20 protein-coding genes and 1 riboswitch are annotated in these 20690 nt (G+C 43.0%); of the genes, 12 read left to right on the top strand and 8 right to left on the bottom strand.

Going from position 1 to position 20690, the window contains the following annotated elements:
- The first annotated feature begins 5 nt into the window (after positions 1 to 5).
- Together FHS68_RS23290 and FHS68_RS23285 are read left to right on the top strand one after the other, a co-directional pair.
- Complete coding sequence (locus FHS68_RS23290; protein WP_167275632.1) at positions 6 to 1343, top strand: DEAD/DEAH box helicase; 1338 nt, start codon at positions 6 to 8, stop codon at positions 1341 to 1343.
- Positions 1344 to 1413: 70 nt separating this feature from the next.
- Complete coding sequence (locus FHS68_RS23285; protein ID WP_208408408.1) at positions 1414 to 2154, top strand: tetratricopeptide repeat protein; 741 nt, start codon at positions 1414 to 1416, stop codon at positions 2152 to 2154.
- 69 nt (positions 2155 to 2223) lie between these two features.
- Here FHS68_RS23285 and FHS68_RS23280 read toward each other — a convergent pair whose 3' ends face one another.
- Both FHS68_RS23280 and FHS68_RS23275 read right to left on the bottom strand, forming a co-directional pair.
- Positions 2224 to 3306, bottom strand: coding sequence for a YncE family protein (locus FHS68_RS23280; RefSeq protein ID WP_167275630.1), 1083 nt, complete (start codon positions 3304 to 3306; stop codon positions 2224 to 2226).
- 6 nt (positions 3307 to 3312) lie between these two features.
- Positions 3313 to 5244 carry a TonB-dependent receptor plug domain-containing protein gene (locus tag FHS68_RS23275; RefSeq protein WP_167275627.1) on the bottom strand — a complete coding sequence of 644 codons (1932 nt, stop codon included), beginning with the start codon at positions 5242 to 5244 and terminating at the stop codon, positions 3313 to 3315.
- Positions 5245 to 5310: 66 nt separating this feature from the next.
- Positions 5311 to 5510: riboswitch (cobalamin riboswitch) on the bottom strand.
- A gap of 30 nt (positions 5511 to 5540) precedes the next feature.
- Here FHS68_RS23275 and FHS68_RS23270 point away from each other — a divergent pair.
- Both FHS68_RS23270 and FHS68_RS23265 read left to right on the top strand, forming a co-directional pair.
- Positions 5541 to 6488 carry a DMT family transporter gene (locus FHS68_RS23270; protein WP_229212035.1) on the top strand — a complete coding sequence of 316 codons (948 nt, stop codon included), beginning with the start codon at positions 5541 to 5543 and terminating at the stop codon, positions 6486 to 6488.
- A 96-nt stretch (positions 6489 to 6584) separates the two neighbouring features.
- Positions 6585 to 7145: a thioredoxin family protein gene (locus FHS68_RS23265; RefSeq protein ID WP_167275624.1), complete on the top strand. Its 561-nt coding sequence runs from the start codon at positions 6585 to 6587 to the stop codon at positions 7143 to 7145.
- 2 nt (positions 7146 to 7147) lie between these two features.
- On the opposite strand, the gene prfA is transcribed toward FHS68_RS23265, so the two are convergent.
- Positions 7148 to 8221 carry a peptide chain release factor 1 gene (prfA, locus tag FHS68_RS23260; RefSeq protein ID WP_167275622.1) on the bottom strand — a complete coding sequence of 358 codons (1074 nt, stop codon included), beginning with the start codon at positions 8219 to 8221 and terminating at the stop codon, positions 7148 to 7150.
- 138 nt (positions 8222 to 8359) lie between these two features.
- Here prfA and FHS68_RS23255 point away from each other — a divergent pair, with 138 nt between their 5' ends.
- The 3 genes from FHS68_RS23255 to FHS68_RS23245 are packed head-to-tail and all read left to right on the top strand — an operon-like array spanning position 8360 to position 10187.
- The gene (locus FHS68_RS23255; RefSeq protein ID WP_167275619.1) at positions 8360 to 8941 is read left to right on the top strand and encodes a hypothetical protein; all 582 of its coding nucleotides are present in this window, start codon (positions 8360 to 8362) and stop codon (positions 8939 to 8941) included.
- Positions 8942 to 8984: 43 nt separating this feature from the next.
- Positions 8985 to 9599 (top strand): Uma2 family endonuclease, encoded by a 615-nt coding sequence (locus tag FHS68_RS23250; protein WP_167275616.1) that lies wholly within the window; start codon positions 8985 to 8987, stop codon positions 9597 to 9599.
- Between the two features lie 18 nt (positions 9600 to 9617).
- Positions 9618 to 10187, top strand: a complete 570-nt coding sequence (locus tag FHS68_RS23245) for a hypothetical protein (RefSeq protein ID WP_310588641.1) — start codon at positions 9618 to 9620, stop codon at positions 10185 to 10187.
- Here FHS68_RS23245 and FHS68_RS23240 read toward each other — a convergent pair.
- Complete coding sequence (locus FHS68_RS23240; protein WP_167275614.1) at positions 10182 to 11702, bottom strand: GH3 family acyl-acid amido synthetase; 1521 nt, start codon at positions 11700 to 11702, stop codon at positions 10182 to 10184. The genes FHS68_RS23245 and FHS68_RS23240 overlap by 6 nt on opposite strands.
- Before the next feature lie 187 nt (positions 11703 to 11889).
- On the opposite strand from FHS68_RS23240, the gene FHS68_RS23235 reads away from it, so the two are divergent.
- Entirely contained in the window at positions 11890 to 12759 is an 870-nt protein-coding gene (locus tag FHS68_RS23235) for an SAM hydrolase/SAM-dependent halogenase family protein (RefSeq protein WP_229212034.1), read from the top strand.
- 2 nt (positions 12760 to 12761) lie between these two features.
- Here the strand turns inward: FHS68_RS23235 and FHS68_RS23230 are convergent, their stop codons facing one another.
- Positions 12762 to 13637 (bottom strand): aldo/keto reductase, encoded by an 876-nt coding sequence (locus FHS68_RS23230; RefSeq protein WP_167275608.1) that lies wholly within the window; start codon positions 13635 to 13637, stop codon positions 12762 to 12764.
- Positions 13638 to 13669: 32 nt separating this feature from the next.
- Positions 13670 to 14026 (bottom strand): DNA gyrase inhibitor YacG, encoded by a 357-nt coding sequence (locus FHS68_RS23225; protein WP_167275606.1) that lies wholly within the window; start codon positions 14024 to 14026, stop codon positions 13670 to 13672.
- Between the two features lie 241 nt (positions 14027 to 14267).
- Between FHS68_RS23225 and FHS68_RS23220 the strand changes: the two genes are divergently transcribed.
- A complete protein-coding gene (locus FHS68_RS23220) occupies positions 14268 to 14609 on the top strand; it encodes a single-stranded DNA-binding protein (RefSeq protein ID WP_167275603.1) in 342 nt (113 codons plus the stop codon).
- Between the two features lie 4 nt (positions 14610 to 14613).
- Here FHS68_RS23220 and FHS68_RS23215 read toward each other — a convergent pair whose 3' ends face one another.
- Entirely contained in the window at positions 14614 to 16098 is a 1485-nt protein-coding gene (locus tag FHS68_RS23215) for a xylulokinase (protein WP_167275600.1), read from the bottom strand.
- 320 nt (positions 16099 to 16418) lie between these two features.
- Here FHS68_RS23215 and FHS68_RS23210 point away from each other — a divergent pair, with 320 nt between their 5' ends.
- The 3 genes from FHS68_RS23210 to FHS68_RS23200 all read left to right on the top strand — a co-directional run bounded on the left by FHS68_RS23210 (position 16419) and on the right by FHS68_RS23200 (position 19427).
- Positions 16419 to 17882 (top strand): M28 family peptidase, encoded by a 1464-nt coding sequence (locus FHS68_RS23210; protein WP_167275598.1) that lies wholly within the window; start codon positions 16419 to 16421, stop codon positions 17880 to 17882.
- Between the two features lie 34 nt (positions 17883 to 17916).
- Positions 17917 to 18726, top strand: a complete 810-nt coding sequence (ispE, locus tag FHS68_RS23205; RefSeq protein WP_167275595.1) for a 4-(cytidine 5'-diphospho)-2-C-methyl-D-erythritol kinase — start codon at positions 17917 to 17919, stop codon at positions 18724 to 18726.
- Between the two features lie 227 nt (positions 18727 to 18953).
- Positions 18954 to 19427 (top strand): cytochrome c oxidase subunit 3, encoded by a 474-nt coding sequence (locus FHS68_RS23200; RefSeq protein WP_229212033.1) that lies wholly within the window; start codon positions 18954 to 18956, stop codon positions 19425 to 19427.
- Here the strand turns inward: FHS68_RS23200 and FHS68_RS23195 are convergent.
- Entirely contained in the window at positions 19424 to 20635 is a 1212-nt protein-coding gene (locus FHS68_RS23195; protein ID WP_167275590.1) for a TCR/Tet family MFS transporter, read from the bottom strand. The two genes, FHS68_RS23200 and FHS68_RS23195, sit on opposite strands and share 4 nt — an antisense overlap.
- Between the last annotated feature and the right edge of the window lie 55 nt (positions 20636 to 20690).

Raw genomic sequence — 20690 nt, 5'->3', positions numbered from 1 at the left:
GCGCCATGCAAACCACGCAAACCAATTTTGAACAGTTCAAGCTTAACCGTCAGTTACTCAATGCAATTGAAGAAGCGGGTTATACCGAACCGACCCCGATACAGGAACAAGCAATACCATTAGCACTGGCAGGACAGGATATCTTAGGCATCGCCCAAACGGGGACCGGAAAAACGGCTGCCTACACTTTGCCGTTATTAATGCGGATTAAGTTTGCTCAGGGAGAACATGCCCGGGCATTAATCATGGCCCCAACGCGCGAGCTGGCCATGCAGATTTCCGAAGCAATCAACCAGCTTAGCAAGTATACCGACATACGGACTGTTGTTCTCTATGGCGGTGTAGGTCCCAAAACACAAATTGAAGCGATCCGGAAAGGCGTGGACATTATTGTCGCTACACCTGGTCGTTTTATGGATCTTTATTTTCAGGAAGAGGTCATTGTGAAGCATCTCAATGTAATGGTCCTGGATGAGGCGGATAAAATGATGGATATGGGTTTTATGCCGCAGATTCGCAAGCTCCTCGAAATTATCCCTAGTAAAAGACAAAACATGCTTTTCTCGGCGACATTTTCGGAAAAAGTGGAAAGGCTATCGCACGAGTTCCTCGAATTTCCTACGCGAATTGAAGTAACCCCACAAGCGACCACCGCTGAAATGGTCTCGCAGGTACTTTATGAGGTTCCTAATTTCAGGTCAAAAATCAATCTGCTGACGTCCCTACTAAAAGATAGGGAAGTTTTTAAGCGCGTGCTGATCTTTACCAGAAGCCGCGAAGTAGCGGGATTAGTCCATCAAAATTTACTCGGCAATGTGATCCGGGAAGATGAATTGCGCGTAATTCATGCAAATAAAGGACAGAATACCAGGATCAATGCCATGGAGGATTTCAGGGCTGGCGGTGTGCGGGTTATGGTAGCAACTGACGTAGTTGCCAGAGGAATTGACATCACCGAAGTAAGTCATGTGATCAATTTTGATGTGCCACTTATCTATGAAGATTACGTGCACCGCATCGGCCGTACCGGCAGGGCAAATAACATTGGCCAGGCCATCACATTCATGACTGTTGCCGATGAATATCACATCGCAAAGATCGAAAATATGATCCGGATGGAAATTCCGAGAAAGGAGTTGCCGGAGGATATGGAAATTGCAGATACGCCCGTTAGCGAGCGCCAGGACATGTTGAAAGAAATTGACAATCAAAAAAGGAGGGAAGATCCTACTTTTCTGGGAGCATTTCATGAGAAGAAAAAGATATACCGACCCGACCCAAAAGTGGTTGCCAAAGGACGTCAAAACCGCCGCGGCGTAGCAGCCAGAAGTAAAAGGAAATAATGCAATAGTATTCAAATAAAACCGTTTAACTTGGACAATAGAAAACCAGTTTCTCTATTTTAAGTCATTTATGAAAGATTTTGTTGTTATTTGGCTTACTATTTTAATACCCGCAATTGGCCTGGCTCAAAATACTCATCTTGCGAGCGCCGGTCCAAATTCGGATACAAACGTCACCTCAAAGAAGCCGCTCGAATTAAAAGAAAGACGTATACTTCCACTGTTCGGAGAGATCAGCAAGACCTCAGAACAGATCGATGAAGAAATCAAATTTCTTAGCGAATGTGATAAATCATTTTCAAGCCGTACCGAAGCCAGCAGTTTTTTTGCTGCCCGTGCCTGGGAATATTTGCAGGAAGGTTCTCTGGATACAGCTTGTTATCGCTTCAACCTGTCGCACCTGTTAAATGATAAAAATGTGGAAGCTTACTGGGGGCTTGGTGTAGTATCTTACCAAAGGGAAAATTGGGTTGATGCAAAGCGAATGCTAACAAAAGGAATAGGTCTGCAAAGTGAGAATGTTCCATTATTAGTGGATCTTTCCACGGTTGATCTTAAATTATATGCAATCACAAGTCGCAAGGAGGAATTGGATGAGGCAGGTGAATTGCTAAAACAGGCGACGGGAATAGATTCTACTTACGCCTTAGGCCAGTATAATCTCGCATTGTTACATTATAACCTGAACGAGCTCGATAAGTCCTGGGAGCATTTGCACAAAGGGAGATCACTTGATTTTTCTCAGCTTAACCTCGATTTTGTAGAGTTGTTAAAAGCAAAAATGCCTGACCCTCAGGGGTTTTTCAAATAGTTTTTCAAGGTTTTAGGTATAAGAAAAAAGAGCCTTCCGAATTTTTCGGAAGGCTCTTTTTTCTTGGTATTACTTAAAAACAAAACCGGTAGGTGCCACACTCACCTTGATGGAATCCACCAGGCTTCCGTCTGCCCGGTAACGAATTGCGTAACCGGCCTGTGCATAAGACGGGGTTACCGCAGCATAGATCAACCCTTGTTGCGGATCAACTGACAATCCTGAGAAAACCCTTTTAATCACCGGAGTACTTACATTAACCTGAGAATCGGTGATAGCAAATTTGTAGGTCTCACCATGACTTACGTAGTTCGCATCAAAGTAAGAAAGTATGAAAAACACCGTTTTCAAATCAGAACTGAAAACGAAATTCCCGGCTGATTTAGAAGCGTCAGACCCAATGGGTAGTGTGGTCTCCGTCACATACGTATCAGCATTGATCTTTAAGGCTTTCAATCCAGCACCCGCCCATAATTTTCCATTAGCATCAACTCCAATCGGCGTAACTGCGTCGTCCAGCACGATGGTTTTTAATATCTCATCTGTTGAAGTATTGATGACCGTCAATGATTTGCCACCTCCATAGGAAACAGTCCCAACAAAAAGCTTTCCATTACTATAAACAAGATTTTCCGGCCCGCTTGCAATGTCAATCTTCTTGGTGACCTTCCTGGTCGCCAGATCAATTACCGCAACGTATCCGGTTTTGTAATCATAATTGGAATTTGCGCCCCAGCAAGAAACATATGCTTTATTAGCTCCAACTGTTACAATCTCACGCGGGTTTTCAATATCTGGTGTGCCAATGCTGCCTTCTGTTGTGAATGTATTGGCGTTGACGAATTCAATTTTATCCAGTCCGGCAGCTGAATTATCTATCAATATCAGGCCCTTATCTCCTGTAAACGCATAACCTTGTACGCCACCTTTCAATGCAGTATTGTTAACCTTTGAGAAAATATCCGCTTCGGCAGTACTCTGTTCTCTAGTAAGATATGATATCGCGCCATTGTTTTGAGAAAAATTGCCTTCATTAATCACAAAAACGCCGCTGACAAAATCACCTTTTGGAGCAGGATCACTCTGATTACAAGACCATACGACAAGGGAAACGAATACTGCTGCTGATAATCTGGTTAGTTGGTTTTTCATGTTTATTTATTTTGGTAAAAATCTTTTTGATGCCTGGGAACGATAGCTCAAAACCATACTCAGCGCATAGCTCCTTCCCGGCATTGCATTGTTCCGGACATTCAAGTAAAACGTATTTGCAATATTATTAACCTGTCCCCGGATCCGTATGGAGGTTTTATGCCAGTTAATGGTTGTCTCAGCCAGTAAATTGGCCAAGGAATAGCCGTTTAAAAATTGTGAATTATCAAATGTGCTGAACCGCTTGCTGATAGACTGAACCTGGCCGGTAATCCGGGTATTTTTGTATTGCAAAAAGGCATTCAGGTTCGCGGAATGTATGGGTACAAAAACCAACTGTTTCCCGATAATGTCTGATGAATAAGCGTCGTAAGCCTTTTCCTGGACACTTTTATTAAGAGCATATCCAAAGTTCAAGCCTGATTTCCATAACCTGAAATCGTTGCGCCAGGCCATTTGCAACTCAACTCCTCTTGCCAAAACCTGTTGTAAATTTTCGACATGATAACTTTTTGATGGATTCCAGTAAGTCCAGTCTTTAATGCGGTTATGGTAAGCTGTCAAAGAAGTGGTGAAAAACTGGCTGGCGTTTAATTGATAATGTTGTTCCAATCCAATTTCCTTGTTCCAGCCGGTTTCAGGCCGGATATCAGGATTTCCCAATTCATTCCAGTAGCGTTCATTCAATGTCGGTGCACGGTAACTTCGGGAGTAGGAGCCGCGGAGTTTTAACGAGTAATCTGTTTTTTGAAATAATTGATATTCGGCTCCGATTGAAGGTGTAAAAGGGGGATTGAAACCGGTAATCAGTGCTTGCCGCAGATTTGCGGAAATCAATAAATGCGCCTTCGCTTGCCAGCGTGTTAGTATGAAAAAATCCCCACGGTTTTCTGTGATAAGCGCTTTTTCATAACCCGCAATCTGCGCCCGATAATGCGTCCATTCTGCGCCAGCCTTTATTTGCACATTACTCCCCGACTGACTAAAATTCCATTGAAAATCCTTTTCAACGCGATTTGAGACTTTATCTGTAACTGCATGGTCCGGATTTGTGAGATCCCCTTTGGCAAAATCAATAATATCCCGCACCCATGCAGTCCGGACTGTCAGGTCTTTGATCCGGTAACGCAGCATGGTGCGATAAGCCTCTGTCAATGTTAGCTCACGTCCGGCAAGATCGTTAGGTGTCAATATAAGTTTATTACGGGTAAGCCAGATGTGCGCTGATATTTCCTGGTCATTTTTAGATTCAAAAAACAAGTCCTGGACCAATCCGCGCTGTAATGTCTCTGAACCCAATAACGTATAATTTCTTCTTTCGGAATAGGGGAAGTGATTCTTCATCCGCCCGTCGTACGCACTGGTTTTTCCGGAAAACTTCCAGTTATCGTTGCGTGATATGCCATAACGCGCTGAAACCTGTGTTTGATGGTTATTAAAGCTTTCCTGTTGCCTGCCTATTGAAACATTTAAGCCCTCACTCGGCGACATACTTTCCAACAAAATACTTCCCCCCACTGCGTCGGTACCAACCACACTGGCAGCGGAGCCGTATTGAATAGAAAGTTTGTCGAAGCCAATCAATGGAATAGTAGAAAAATCGGTTTGTCCCAGAGAAGGCGAATTAATGTTTAATCCATTCCATAAAACCGCGGCATGGCTTGCCGAAGTCCCTCTGAATGATGCTGTATTCAATTGGCCAGGGCCATAATTCTTGAATGCGATCGGCGTGTACAGTGACAACAAGCTGCTGATATTCTGAAATTGGAACTGGGTTAATGTAGCCGAATCAATTTGCTGGATTTTCAGGCCGCTCATGAATTTTTCAGGTACAAATCCTCTTACAATCACCGGTTCCAGGCGAATGGTATCTTGCTGCGCACAGACATTACAAGACAGGAAAAGCCCCGTCCCAGCGCAAAAAATAATAACAAACATCCGGTCGATGATCACCTGGGTCTTAAAATGAAATGCTGATAACCCATTGTTTTTCCTCCGAAAACAATCAGATTGAACATTCTGGCAGGTCTCCTGGCTCGTCTTTTGATCCCGTGCCTTCCCGTTTACGTGAAACAGTGGCTAAGAAGATCGGGTCAATTTTACAGACTCACAGTTGCGGGGACAGCTTCCGGTTCAACGGAATTCCCTATTAAGCCTTTAAACTATTTGAAACAGTTTTTGGCACCAAACGCCGTAAAGGTAGAGAATTGAATTGATTTTTGACTCTATCGGATATGCGTTATCTTTGGGCAAAACTCAATTTGTTGGCTGCCGTTTCCGAAACTCTCTCCACCAATTCTTCTCAGAAAGGCATCTATTTAATGCTCGGTGCGGCCTTTTTCTTTTCTTTAACTTCTGCAATTTCGAAATGGTTGGGCAGCGAATTTCACATTGTTCAGCTCGTATTTTTCAGGAATATCGTTGGGGTCGTATTTGTGGTTTCCAGCATTTGGAGGCGGCCGCTCAGACAGGAAGGTGGCAAACTTGGATTGCTGATTTTCCGAGGGGTCGTAGGTACATTATCGCTTTACATGCTTTTTTATGCCATTCAAACCCTGGGACTTGGAAGAGCTTCTACTTACCAATATACCTATCCTATTTTTCTCGCTTTATTTTCCTGGCTTTTGATCGGAGAAACATTGAATTCCGGTGAGTGGATAGCTATTTTTATTGGATTTGCAGGAATTTTGTTTGTGTTCCGTCCCGACCTCTCGATTTCCCTCCGTGATAATGCATTGGGTTTGGGTAATGCTTTATTAACCGCGCTATCTTATTTGTCGATCAGGCAATTAGGAGTTGTATATGATACCAGGGCGATCATACTTTCATTTATGCTCAGCGGGATTTTACTGCCAATTGTATCTATGTTGGTCGGGACTTATTATCCAATGGAGCACCTCGACTTTCTGATCGGGACTTTTAGATGGCCTGAAAATCCCGTACAATGGGCTGGCTTTCTTGCATTAGGCCTTACCGCGTTAATGGGACAAAAAATGCTGACTCAATCTTTTACATATGATAAAGCCGGCAGGGTGGCAGCAATTGGTTATTCCAATATCCTTTTTTCGGTACTGATCGGGTTTTTCATGGGAGAGTCGTATCCCTCAGTTTCCATGCTGATCGGAATGTCGCTGATTGTTGCGGGTGGGATTATGATTTCGTTTGCAAAAAAGAAGCATTAACGCTGTCGGCAATTGCCAAATGTAGATGTATTCGGCGTTTTAATGAGGTACAATTATTTTCTTCGTAATTTGTTACGAAAAGAAATTGAAATCAGCATGAAAGCTTTCACAACAACTTCATTTTTTGTACTAATCACATTGGCGGCCTTGACTGGTTTTCGGTCAGATTCTGCTAATATTCCAGTTGAGGGAATCCAGTGGCTAACTATTGAAGAAGCCTACGCAAAGGTTCAGAAGGTGCCTCGGAAAGTGTTGATTGACCTATTTACGGATTGGTGTGGCTGGTGCAAGGTAATGGACCGGGAGACTTTTAAAAATAAGGCGGTCGTTGATTATGTTAATAAGAACTACTATGCTGTGAAGCTGGATGCCGAGCAAAAAGAGGCTATCAAACTCGGAGAGAAGAATTTTAAATATTTGCCCCAGGGTGGCAGAGGGATCAATGAAATCGCATTGGCATTAACCAATAACCAACCCAGTTATCCTACAACCGTTTTCCTGGATGATCACTTCAATATGATCCAACCATTGCCCGGCTATTTGAAAGCCAAAGAATTCCATCAGATCATCACATTTATCGGCGGCGACCATCACAAAAAAGAAGCTTTTGAAGCCTATAAAGCCAAGACATATTCGGAGCTTTATCCTGCGAAATAGGTTTACACCGTCTCCCCTTCCTGCATCCTTTCCGCATTCTCAGCAATCCTCAGTCTTTCGATAAATTCAGCGATATCGCCTTCCATAACTGCGGGGAGATTGTAAACGGTATAACCAATGCGATGGTCCGTTATGCGGCTTTGAGGATAATTATAAGTACGGATCTTGTCCGAACGGTCGCCGCTGCCAACCATGGATTTGCGCTGGGAACTGATTGCGTCGTTGTGCTCCTTTAACTTAATTTCATACAATCGCGAGCGTAAGACGCCCAATGCGCGGTCCTTATTTTTAAGCTGGGAACGTTCGTCCTGGCAGCTTACCACAAGTCCGGACGGAATATGCGTCAGACGAACAGCTGAGTAAGTTGTGTTTACTGATTGTCCACCAGCACCTGAAGACTGGAAAGTATCTACGCGGACATCATTCATATTGATTTGCACATCCACTTCTTCTGCTTCCGGCAAGACCGCAACAGATGCAGCGGAGGTATGGATCCGACCCTGGGATTCGGTTTGGGGAACGCGCTGAACACGATGGACGCCGGACTCAAACTTCATTTTTCCATAAACGTCCTCGCCTTCTACTTTGCAAATAATTTCTTTATAACCTCCATTGGTGCCTTCCGTGAAATCCATAATGGAAGAACGCCAGCCCATTTTTTCGAAAAAGCGTTGGTACATACGAAATAAATCTCCTGCAAAAATGGCTGCTTCATCACCGCCTGTTCCACCCCTTACCTCAAGAATGATATTTCGGCTGTCGTTTGGATCTTTTGGTATCAGTAATTCCTTGATTGCACTTTCAACTTCTTCCAATTTGGGTGTAAGTTCATCCAGCTCTTCTTTGGCCATTTGCCTGAGCTCCTCGTCCTTTTCAGTCGTAATAAGCTCTTTTGTACCCGCAATGTCTTTCTGAATCTTCAGATATAAAGCGTATTGGTCTACAATCTTTCCCAAATCTTTATACTCTTTGCTTATTCTGGAATATCTGGCAGAATCAGAAACAATTTCTGGTTGTATAATTTGCTGCGAAACCTCTTCGAAACGTTCTTTTATAGCTTCTAATTTATCGATCATCTTTATTGAATATCTTTGGCAAGACTGATTTGGGGCACAAAGATACGCATTTTAGGTAAATGGATATTCCGGCAAAATCTGTACTGACAGCGAATTACAATTCTGTTAATGACGTTCATTTAATATAATCTGATCAAAATGAAAGAGATACTTCGTGGCATTGCATTGGCTATTGTTGTTTTTGGCTGCGATTTGGGAAGTCGAGTGGAGAATACGAAGGAACTTAACAAGGAGATTAAAGCATCACAAATCAAGCGGGTCACGCATACGCAACTTATTTATTCGGCCAATGAATGGGGAAAGAAGATTGCGCAGATCACTGAGAAATCATTGGAAGACCAGTTGCGTAAAAACCCGTCTGAGGCAAATGTTCTTTGTACTGACCTCGCGAAAATCCCGGTTGTGGCGGCACTGGAAAGGGAATATGGGGTTCAAATAGAATTGCTGGGAATGGCTGACCTTAAAAACCCAAAGTTGGCTGCTAAGGAACGCGAAATATTGGACGCCTATGTTTACAGCGCCAAAAACAAATCAGCCGCGGGCGACAATCTTCAGCAACTTGACGACACGCTGTTGGTTTATAATGCACCACTAACCGCCGAAAGTCTGATTTGCAAAGAATGCATGAAAAGCCAGGACGTGCCATTTGCAGTGTGGAGACTGTTATTTAGTAAAAAGGAGATCATCAGGAAGCTGGACGCCAAGCAGTTGAAGAATTGACTTGGATAATGATTTTGCTTACTTTGATGAAAAATTGAAGCTTATGATTATTCGGGAAAAGAAAAACCTCCCTTACGACTTACTCAACGCTGACCCCCTCATTCTCGAAGAATGGGACGGGAAAATCTATTACCGCAAAGGATATCGTGAAGTTCTTAGTGGTTCGAAAAAAATAGAGGATATCATGGGGAGTAGCAGCTTGCAGGCGGAACTGGTTTCATATATAATGCAGGTGCTTTTATTGGCTCTTGATCTAAGGAAATATCGCGTTCATACCAGCGAGCCCGGAATACATTTGGCCCATAAAGTGAATATGTCGGGAGACATCCTTATTTATGATAGGGCAGTGCTGACGCCAGATAAGATTTCATCCCAATATGCCGACGTGCCGCCCAAAATAGTGGTCGAAGTTGACATTGAAATTGAAGCCGAAGGAATTACGGAGGTAGGATATGTTTTTCAGAAATCCGAAAAACTGCTTGGATTTGGCGTTGAAAAAGTAATATGGGTTTTATCGGACATTCAAAAAGTCGTTGTCTTTGAACCAAACCAGGAAGCGAAGATTATTAATTGGCATGGTGACATTGAAATTCTTGATTCTGTGTCCTTTAATGTAGGCAAGCACCTTGATGATGAGGGAATTGTTTTAGAAAAATAGAAAATCGTAGATCAAGGCGTGGAACAATTTTACATCAACAAGACAATCCCAAAGATTATAGAAAATGAAGTCTTAAAGGCCTTATCCTTCTATCCTGAGTTGAAAGACACCTGCATTCATTTTGTTTTTAAACGGGAAATCAAAAAATCCGTCATGCAGGCACAGCCCAAAATCAAAACAATGTTCGGAGCGAAAAGAGAATATAACATCAATATCAGCGCGCTGTTCCGGCTGACCACCACCGCAATTCCAATCCATCAGATTCCGCCGGATATTATGGTCGGGTGGATAGGGCATGAATTGGGGCACATTATGGATTACCAGAACAGAAATCTTTCAGGAATGATCCGTTTCGGATTAGGTTATTTATTTTCCTCCAAATATGTTCAGCAAGCCGAGCGGGTAGCCGATACTTACGCTGTTAATCATGGGCTGGGTAGCTATATCTTGCAAACGAAAAACTTTATCCTGAATCACGCCAACCTTTCGGAGAAATACAAACGGAAGATCGCCAGGCTCTATCTTTCACCTGACGACATTACTGAACAGGTTCGTAAGCTCGAAGAGGCACAAATCAAAACTTTATAAATTCTTTTCAACAAAAGCGGCAAATTCCAGAAATTCAGGTTCTTTCATAACCCTGGGAATTTTCACCTGACCACCTAGCTTCTTCGTTTCCTCGCTCCATTTGTAGAAAAGCTCTTCGGGAATCAACTCAACCTCAACGCCTTTCAATGCCCGGCCTCTCGCCACATTGTAGTTCTTGTTATTCTCTTTTAATGTTTTGTCAAGCGATTCGGCGACTTTGATTTTGTCAGGGAATTTGTCGCAGCTTAAAAACCATTTATGAATGTATTCTTCATTCCGGTGCACTGCGGCGACTATAAATTCTTTAATCACGACATCATATTCGCTCTCGATAACACGCAAACCATCATTCATTTGGTTCACAGAAAGTTGCGACCCCACGACGTTTAAGAAATGCTTGGTGCGGCCAGTGATTTTTATTTCTGCTTTTATCTTATCCGTGATGGTAACCGTATCGCCGATCATATACCGCCATGCGCCCGAGACGGTTGAAATTAGTAACACATATTCAACATTTTGTTCGGCATCAGCCAAAGAATAAACTTTGGCCCCCGGCTTTACCACGCCATCTTCATCCACCGAATCACCATTAAATGGCACAAATTCGTAGAAAATACCATTGTCCGGGAACAGTGCCATGGAAGAAGTGTCGGGTCTTTTCTGGATTGCGATAAATCCCTCGGAAGCGAGGTAAGTATCAATGTAAATGAGCGGACGGGCAAAAAGCTTCTCCAGACTCTTTTTGTAGGGTTCGAAGGCAACGCCTCCGGTGGTGTAGACCATCAGGTTCGGCCAGATTTGATGAATATTATCAATCTTATGATAATTGATGATCTCCTTCAACATCAATTCCACCCAGGAAGGAATCCCCGAAATACAGCCGATATCCCAGTTTGCAGCTTGTTCTGCAATCTTCTTCACTTTTTCATCCCAATCAGACATACCGGCGATTTCCTGCCCAGGTTTGTAAAATCCACCAAACCAGGCAGGCAAATTGGCGGCGCTTATTCCGCTTATTTCACCTTCCTTATGATCATCCTTGTCAATTAAATTAGTACTGCTTCCAAGCATCAAAATTTGTTTCGTGAAAAATTCACCAGGCAGGTCAAATGCATTTATGTTAGTAATTTCTGAAATCCCGGCTTTCCGGATTGCATTTAGCATATCGTCGGTTACCGGTATATGTTTACTATTGCTGGTGGTTCCACTGCTCAGCGCAAAGTATTGCTGCCCGCCCGGCCATGTTACATTCTGATGTCCTTCCAGGAGATAATGCCACCAATCGGCATTCATTTTATCGTAATCGTGAACAGGAACGATCGACTGAAAACTTGCGATGATGTCCTCACTTTCAAGTGTTTCTGTGAATTGGTATTTTTTGCCAAAAGCAGTTAATCTTGCGGTTTGCAACAGATTTTGAAGGACTTTTTTCTGAGCCTCGACAGGATCAGGATCACCTTTAATTAGTCCTGTAAACTCAATTGCTTTCTTAATGAGCTCTCCGATAACAGCCATGTAATTGTGGTGGTGAGGTTTATATTTGATTAATCATGAATTGTCAATCAATTTTCAAAAAGTCATGCCACGTTTTAACTTTGTGAAGACTTGAACCCAATCATGATTTAATGAAGCTGCTATGGTTGTATTTTTCTGTATTGCTATGCATCAAAAAGTCTTTTTAAGGCAAAAAACTCTCTTTACCTTGTTATTGATACTTTTTTCCCTTAGTTCGTTTAGCCAGAACAACATTCTCGTCTTCCAATCCGATTTTGGATTAAAAGATGGTGCAGTTTCTGCAATGAAAGGGGTAGCAGCGGGCGTTTCTGCTAACATTAAATTATACGATGTGACGCATGAAGTCCCAGCCTACAATATTTGGGAAGCATCCTATCGTCTGGTGCAAACAGCCCCTTACTGGCCAGCAGGAACTGTTTTTGTTTCCGTTGTTGATCCAGGAGTCGGTACGCAACGGAAATCAGTAGTTCTATTGACCAAAACAGGCCATTACTTTGTAACTCCCGATAACGGAACACTTACATTGGTAGCGGAGCAAATGGGAATTCAGGAAATCCGCGAGATTGATGAGGCGGTCAATCGCCGTAAAAATTCAAATGAGTCCTATACTTTTCACGGTCGCGATGTATACGCCTTCACAGGCGCGCGCCTGGCTTCGAAGGTGATTTCTTACAAAGAAGTTGGGAAAAAATTGCCAGCAGAAGTAGTTACTATCCCCTATCAAAAGCCGACTTTTGAAAAAGGCGAAGTGTTAGGAGGCATACCAATCCTGGATATTCAGTATGGCAATGTTTGGACAAATATTGATAAACCGCTTTTTGAAAAATTAAATGTAAGGATTGGAGAGGCGCTTATGATTGCGGTTTTCAAGGAAAACGATAAAATTTACGAAGGAGAAGTTCGCTATGTCAATACTTTCGCAGAGGCGAAAGAGGGTAGTGATGTCGGTTACTTTAATAGTCTCCTCAATTTTTCATTGGCGATCAACATGGGTAATTTTTCCGAAAAATATAAGGTTTTCAGTGGAAATGAATGGCGTATTGTTTTAAGTAAGTAAAGCTATTTGCCCGTTGCCTGGTAAATTTCATACCAATCTTCCCGGCTCAGCGCTATGTCCGAAGCACTCGCCGCATTGCGGATCCGCGATTCAGATAATGATCCAATGATTGGCAATGTCCCCAATTTCATAAGCCAGGCCACTGCCGTTTGCTCAATATTAGCTTCATATTTTTTGCCAACTTCTTCTAGTTTAGCACGCAGCCGCACTGCCTTCTCCTCGGTACCATGTAATATTTTTCCGCCTGCAAGCGGCGCCCAGGCCAAAGGTTTACTAAAACTTTGTTTGATAAAATCGATCCTTCCGTCCTCTATGGCTGACGTATTCATCAGATTCAACTCGATATGGTTGGTGACAATCGGTATTCTGAGATATGAGGCGAGTAATTGATGCTGAAAAACCGTAAAGTTGGCAACCCCGATATGTTTGGCTTTACCGGATTTTACAATTTCAGCAAGTGCCGTCGCCGTTTCCTCCGGGTCGGACAAGAAATCGCTTTGATGCAACAGAAAAATGTCAAGGTAATCCGTTTTCAACCTCTTAAGAGATCCATTAATGCTATTGATAATGTGATCCTTTGAGGTATCATAGTAAGTCAGGTACTTATTATCCGATTTCCGGATCCCGCATTTACTGAACAATACAATGTCTTCCCGCTTGAATGACTTATTGTGAATGATCTTCCCAAAATGTTCTTCAATGCTTAATTCTCCGTAGATATCGGCGTGGTCGAAAGTATTAATGCCCAATTCCAGGCATAGATTGACGGTTTTTTCGATTTGCGAAGTTGTAATTGCACCTTCGTCTGTCCATCTCCAGAAACCATAAATTGCTTCCGATACCTTGGGGCCTGAATCACTGAGGCTTACTTTTTTCATTCGGTATTGAGTTAAAATCCTTGCAAAAATATCTATTTCTCCAATCGTTTATCTTTTACGATCAGATAAAAATCGTATTCCAATTCGAGATAGCCATAATCGTACACAAAATGATAAATGCTTCCTTTGAGAGTGGGCCGCACACTCGTGATGAGGTTGAAGTCAAACCCTTTTCCGATTAGCATGCTTTTGGTAGTTTTAGATTTGTCCTCCGGACAAAGGTCCTCCAATATCCTGCGATTTTTTCGAAGCTGGTTATTCATATTTCTTACGAAATTGTAAGAATCTGAATTGAGCCGGTTATTGTAGCTATTTCGGCACATATCAGAGCAGAATTTCTTGTCTACTCTTCCCATCAGTGGTTTCCCGCATTCCAGGCAATTCTTCATTTTTCTTCGGTTTAGCCAAACCTTTCCGGGTTTGTTTAGTGTGCATATGCTAGACATTCGCAATATATAAATTCATTTGTTGGTTTCATAAACCGGCTTTCCCGTGTGCAAACGGCTGCAAATGTTTCTATATGTTTATAAATGATTAAAAACCGAGTCGGATTTTGATGATCGTGCACCTTTGTAAAGTCGACTCACGATGAGCGGCATAACATCATTATCATCTTAAATTTTGAAAGATATGAACGCAGTAAAACTAATCGGAAATGTGGGGCGTGAGATAATTATGAAGGAGTATGAAGGAGGCAAACTAGCGACCTTCTCGGTGGCTACGGATGAGGGCTATCTGAATAAAAACAAAGAAGAGGTGAAGAATACGGTTTGGCACAACATTGTGGTATGGGGGCAACTTGCACAGCGCTGTGAGACTTTCCTGGAAAAAGGGAAGCTAGTGGTAATTGAAGGCAAGTTAACCTACCGGAAATATCAAAATAAAGATAATCAAACCGTAAAAGTAACGGAGATCGTAGCATTTAAAGTGGACGAATATGTGAAGGAGCAAGAAGCAGCAACATCAGTTTAAGCCTTTACAAGTTCGTTTCCAGCAGCTGTTTCCAATTGAAATAAGCCTCTTTGGTTTTTTCCGTCAGCCCGGTTTGCGGTTCGATCGTTTGTAATGCTGTAAGGCCTGTAAAAGCCTCCGAGCGGTTTTTGTAATAACCGAGTCCGAAACCGGCGGCTCTGGCAGCACCTTGGGCGCCGTCTGTATTATAAAGTTCAACCGTCGCTCCCGAAACATTGGCAAATGTTTCGCGGAAGACAGGGCTCAGGAACATATTAGCTTCTCCGGCGCGTATATTTTTTAACGAAACACCGACCGTTTCCATGATTTCCATTCCATAATATAATGCAAACACAATACCTTCCTGAGATGCGCGTGTGTAGTGGCTCAACCCGTGACGGCTGAACTGTATGCCTTTAAAAGTGCTTCCCGGATCTTGATTTTCAAGCATTCTTTCGGCACCGTTTCCAAAAGGAAAACAGAATAACCCATCGGAGCCGACAGGTGCCTGAGATGCGAGTCGGTTCATTTCAGGATAAGATATATTGCCTTGAAACAGCGCATTGCGGAGCCAGCCGTTAAGGCTGCCAGTCCCGTTGACACACAATAAGACACCGTAACGTGGTGAATCAGAAATCGGGTTGACGTGAAGGAAAGTATTTACCCTGGACTGAGCATCAAATTTGATCTGGTCACTGACCCCATACACAACTCCGGACGTCCCGGCGGTTGCCGCTACTTCACCTGGTTCCAGCACATTCAGGGAAAACGCGTTATTGGGTTGGTCACCTGCGCGATATGTTACTGGTATACCCTCGCGAAGGCCCAACGAAAGCGCGGCTTCGGGTGTGACACGTCCTTGTTCAGCGAAGGTCGGTAGTATTTCAGGCAGTATTTCCGGGTCAAAACCAAAATAATTGAAAAGGAAGTCGGCAGGCCTTTGGTTGACAAAGTCCCAAAAAATTCCTTCTGACAATCCCGACGGTGTGGTGACGATCTCACCGGTCATGCGCATGGCTAGGTAGTCGCCCGGAAGCATGAATTTATAAACCTTTGAAAATATGTCAGGTTCATTTTGTTTAACCCAGCCAAGTTTGGAAGCTGTGAAATTGCCGGGTGAATTCAACAGATGTGGCAGGACAAATTCTTCCCCCAATGCATCCATCGCGCTATTGCCAACTTCCACCGCGCGGCTATCGCACCAAATGATCGAAGGTCTCAGCACATTCATGTCTTTATCTATCACAACCAATCCATGCATTTGATAAGAAATCCCAATGGCACCGATTTCATCAGCAGAAATGGCTGCCTTTTGCATCACCGCCTTTGAAGCAAGGCAGGCATTTTCCCACCACATTTCCGGTTGCTGCTCGGCGAAACCAGGTTTAGGCGAGGCAATAGTCATTTCCCGTTCAGGATAAAATGCCGAAGCAATTACAGATCCTGAATCTGCATGAATCAGACATGCTTTAACGGATGAACTACCCAAATCAAACCCAAGAAAATACATTGTTATAGAGATTAATATTGATCAAAATGCTTTAATTTTTAAAGATAAGAGTTGAAAAGTACAAAACTGGACAAATAATTTAAACTAATGAAGAGAATTAAGTGTGACTATTACACTTAATTGAGAAGCGCAAAAATTTGATGGTTGTTCCATTAAAATTTTAAATAATTTTTGTGTAGAAAAAATTCTGTATTTTAATGAAGATAATTGGTCGTTAAGGAATCTATTTGAGGCCTTATTTGTGTATATCTTGCACAAAGTCAAATATCAATCCATATTTGAAAATCAGTTTAAATTACAGACATCCTTTATCGGGTACTATGAAAAAAGTTGTACGATTCTTCTTGATTAGTGGGTTAATATTGTCCTTCGCAGGATTTCGTCCTGGCGAAAAGAAATGGGAAAAGCCATTCTCCAAAATAGATGGAGAGGTTCGGAAAAACAGCAAAGCGTATGTTACCCTCGAAGAAGCTACCAAAAAAATCGGGCATCGCCTAACGGGTAGTGCAAATGGAGAGAAGGCGGAAGAATATGCATTTACGCTGCTGAAAAGCTATGGGTTTACAGATGTGGCCTATCAGCCTTTTGAAGTGGAAGCCTGGATGCGTGACACAGTAACCTTATCAATAGCACCTGGAAGCAGCGATAATTTCAGGGATGTGCCCGTAGTTTCTCTTGCCCATTCTCCTGTTGAATCGAATTTACAGGGTCAGATCGTGGACGTAGGTAATGGTTTGGAAGAAGATTTCGAAGTCATTAAAGACAAAGTTAAAGGCAAGGTTGCAATGGCGAATATCAATCTCGTTGGAGTGACCGGTAAGAAAAATCTTCACCGCTCTGAAAAAACAGCTCTTGCAATCAAGTATGGCGCGACCGGCGTCATCATGGTGAATGGTGCGCCTGGCAAAATTCTTTTGACAGGAACGGCTTCGGTAACCGGCGCAATGATCTCAATCCCGGCAGTCTGCATTTCCAATGACAGTGGATTGGAAGTAAGGAAATGGCTTACGGAAGAAGGTCCTTTGGAAGCGCATATCGATATGCACAACATCTCCAAGCCGATCAAGGCGAGAAACGTGATCGCCACATTGAAGGGTAAGTCTGACGAGAAAGTGATCATCGGCGGCCACCTGGATTCATGGGACCTTGCAACGGGGGCCATTGATAATGGTATCGGTTCGTTCGCTGTCATGGACATCGCCCGAACTTTTAAAGCCCTCAAAGTGAAGCCTGAAAAGACAGTTCAATTCGTTCTTTTTATGGGCGAAGAGCAGGGTTTGTTAGGTTCTAAACATTTTGTTAGCGAACTCAAAAAATCAGGTGCCATCGACAAGGTAAGCTATATGATGAACCTGGACATGACCAATGATCCAAAGGGAATAAATGCATTTGGAAGAGATGAAATGAATGATTTTTTCACTTCTGTCGGAACTGCGATCCACCATGTTGATGCTACGTATAAAAACGAAACAGTCAATCGGGCGGGACTGCACAGCGATCATCAGCCGTTTATGCTTGAAGGTGTCCCAATCGCTGGCTTGTCCGGAAATTTGGCGCCGGGTGTTCTGCAATGCTATCATGCCGATTGTGATAATTTTAGCCTGGTCAACAAAGAGCAGCTTGAAAGTACCGTACGCATTGCGACGATGTACCTATATGCGCTTTCCAATGCAGAAAATATTGCCGTAAAACGACTTTCGGATGAGAAAACACGCGATTTCCTTATTTCGCAAGGCTTGAAAGAAGAGCTGGTCATTGGCCAGGAGTGGCGCTGGGAACAATAATATGCGTTTATTTGCAGTCTAATTTCGGAATGCAATGCTGGTCTTCCCAAACGCAAAAATCAATATTGGCCTAAATATCGTTGAAAAAAGGGCAGACGGTTTTCATAATATCCAGTCCTGCTTCTACCCTGTTCAATGGACAGATGCACTGGAAATCACAGCGGCGCCGGTCTTTTCTTTCGAGTCAAATGGGATAAGTATACCTGGAAATGGACAGGATAACCTCTGTGCAAAAGCCTATCAGCTTCTTACACAAGATTTTGATTTACCACCTGTAAAATTGAATCTCCTTAAAAGTATCCCGATAGGAGCAGGTCTCGGTGGAGGTTCATCGGACGCCGCCTTCACGTTAAAAGCTTTAAATCAACACTTCGGCCTCGATATCCCCGTTGAAAAGCAGGTCAACTATGCGCGACGGCTTGGTAGTGATTGTGCTTTTTTCATCCTCAATAAACCTGCATATTGTTTTGCGAAAGGAGATGAATTTGAAAGTATTGATCTGAGCTTAGCTGGAAAATGGATTGTCTTAGCAAATCCGGGCATCCATATTTCTTCAGCCGAGGCATATGCTGGCGTTCAGGCGAAACAAAGTGCACTGGATCTGCGTACCCTATTATCAAAACCTGTAGTGGACTGGAAACATCATGTGAAAAACGATTTTGAAGCAACACTTTTTAATAAATACACTCTCTTACAAGACATTAAAGCAGAATTATACAATCTCGGAGCCGAATATGCCTCAATGAGCGGTTCAGGATCAACATTATATGCCATTTTTGATCAGGAAAAAAACCTTAAAACCAACTTTCCAAAGTTCAGCGTTTGGCAGGGTTATATGAGGTAAATTTAATGTTTACTTAATATGTCCTTCAGCAAAAAATAGTCGTTATATTCACCTGACGATGCGCTTTGTATTAAATACTGAAAATTGAAATGAGTCCCAAGCCAACAACCAAATTAAGGGAAAGCCCCTTCACCAAGCGACGAGAGCCGCTAGGTTTTATGTTGTGGCTTTGTGTCACAGGCAGTTCATTAATGTTCACTTCAATTTTTATAATATTTTTAATGCGGATGCATAGGGACACAGGGCATCTTGTATCGCTACCCGACATGTTTTGGCTAAGCACCCTGGTTATCTTATTCAGTAGCATCACTTTACATGAGGCTAATCTCGCGTTCAGCAATGAGCGTTTTCTGTATTACCGAATTTTTTTAGGAGCAACCCTTCTGCTAGGTATTGTTTTCATCTTATTACAGGTAGGAGGTTGGTTGGAAATGGTTAATACTGGCGTATTTATTGGCACAAGTACGTCCCACGGATTTATCTATCTGCTCACTGCCCTTCATTTGCTACACATTATTGGAGGCGTTTTTTATCTGACCTATCTTTTCAGAAAAGCTGTTAAGAACAGGACCTATGTCGACTCGTTTGTGTACAGCGTAAATCCGCCCAATAGGCTGCGCATCAAGTTGCTGACAAGGTATTGGCATTTCACCGGCGCGCTCTGGCTGGTGGTATTTATTTTTCTAATCCTTCTTTATTAAAAATTTCGTTTCAGGCTTCTTCTTGCAAGAAAAGTACTGATTAACGTCAAAATTGCTGCCATCAGCATCGGTGCTCCCGCAAAATGGATTGGCGCCTCAGGCTGCGTGAAGATTGAAAACAAATTTGTCATGAGCGGTGGCCCTATAATCGAGGTCAGGCTTTGCAGGCTTGTTAGCGCTCCTTGAATTTCTCCCTGCTCATTTGCTGAAACCTGCGTTGAAATAATCCCTTGTAGTGCTGGCCCGGCAATACTGCCCAGAATGTATGGAATCATAAAAACGTACATCATCCAACCCTGGGTGGCAAATGCGTACAATAAGAATCCCAATGCATACAAAAGCAAGCCGAGATAGACCCCTCTCTTCTGCCCGAGTTTCGGTAGGATTAGCCGGATCAGGTAACCTTGAACAAATGCGCTCAAAATACCAACAGCTCCCAATGAGTATCCAATATTTGCCTCGTCCCATTTGAATTTCTCAATAACATAAAAAGACCAATTGCTCTGGACAGCATGCATTGCAATGTAAAGCAACCCCAGAGAGAGGATCAGCCCATAAATAACAGGATATCGTTTCAGATTTTGTAAAGAACCTACCGGATTTGCGCGTGACCATTCAAATTTCCTGCGGTTTTCAGGTTGAAGCGATTCCGGCAGAATGAAATAGCCGTAAAGCCAGTTGAGCAGAGAAAATCCTGCGGCAGCCATAAACGGTACGCGGGCGCCATACTGGCCTAATAATCCTCCCAGCACAGGACCAATTATGAATCCCAGTCCGAATGCAGCCCCAAGTAATCCGAAATTTTGGGCCCTTTTTTCTGGCGTGCTGATGTCCGCGATATAAGCTGCCCCTGTTGTAAAGCTCGCACCCAATATACCCGCAATAATCCGCCCGACATATAACCAGGCCAGCGTAGGCGCAAATGCCAGAAAAATATAGTCGATGCCAAATCCGAAAAGGGATGCTAACAATACTGGTCTTCTGCCAAATTGGTCACTAATGCCGCCGATAATCGGGGCACAAATAAATTGCATAGAAGCATAGGCAAACAAAAGCCATCCACCGTCCCTGGAGGCATCACTGATGCTATCACCTGTCAGTTCACTGATTAATTTGGGCATCACTGGAATGATTATTCCGAGCCCAATCACGTCAATAAGTAAGGTTATGAAAATGAATCCGAGAGCAGGAGAACGTTTAGCCAGCATATCAAAGTGGTTTATACCTCAAAAGTAAGCGTAAATTTTTGGGGCTTATTAACTA

It is taken from the genome of Dyadobacter arcticus (assembly GCF_011762185.1).
Lineage (GTDB): Bacteria > Bacteroidota > Bacteroidia > Cytophagales > Spirosomataceae > Dyadobacter > Dyadobacter arcticus.
This window is presented reverse-complemented; position numbering and strand designations above follow the sequence as displayed.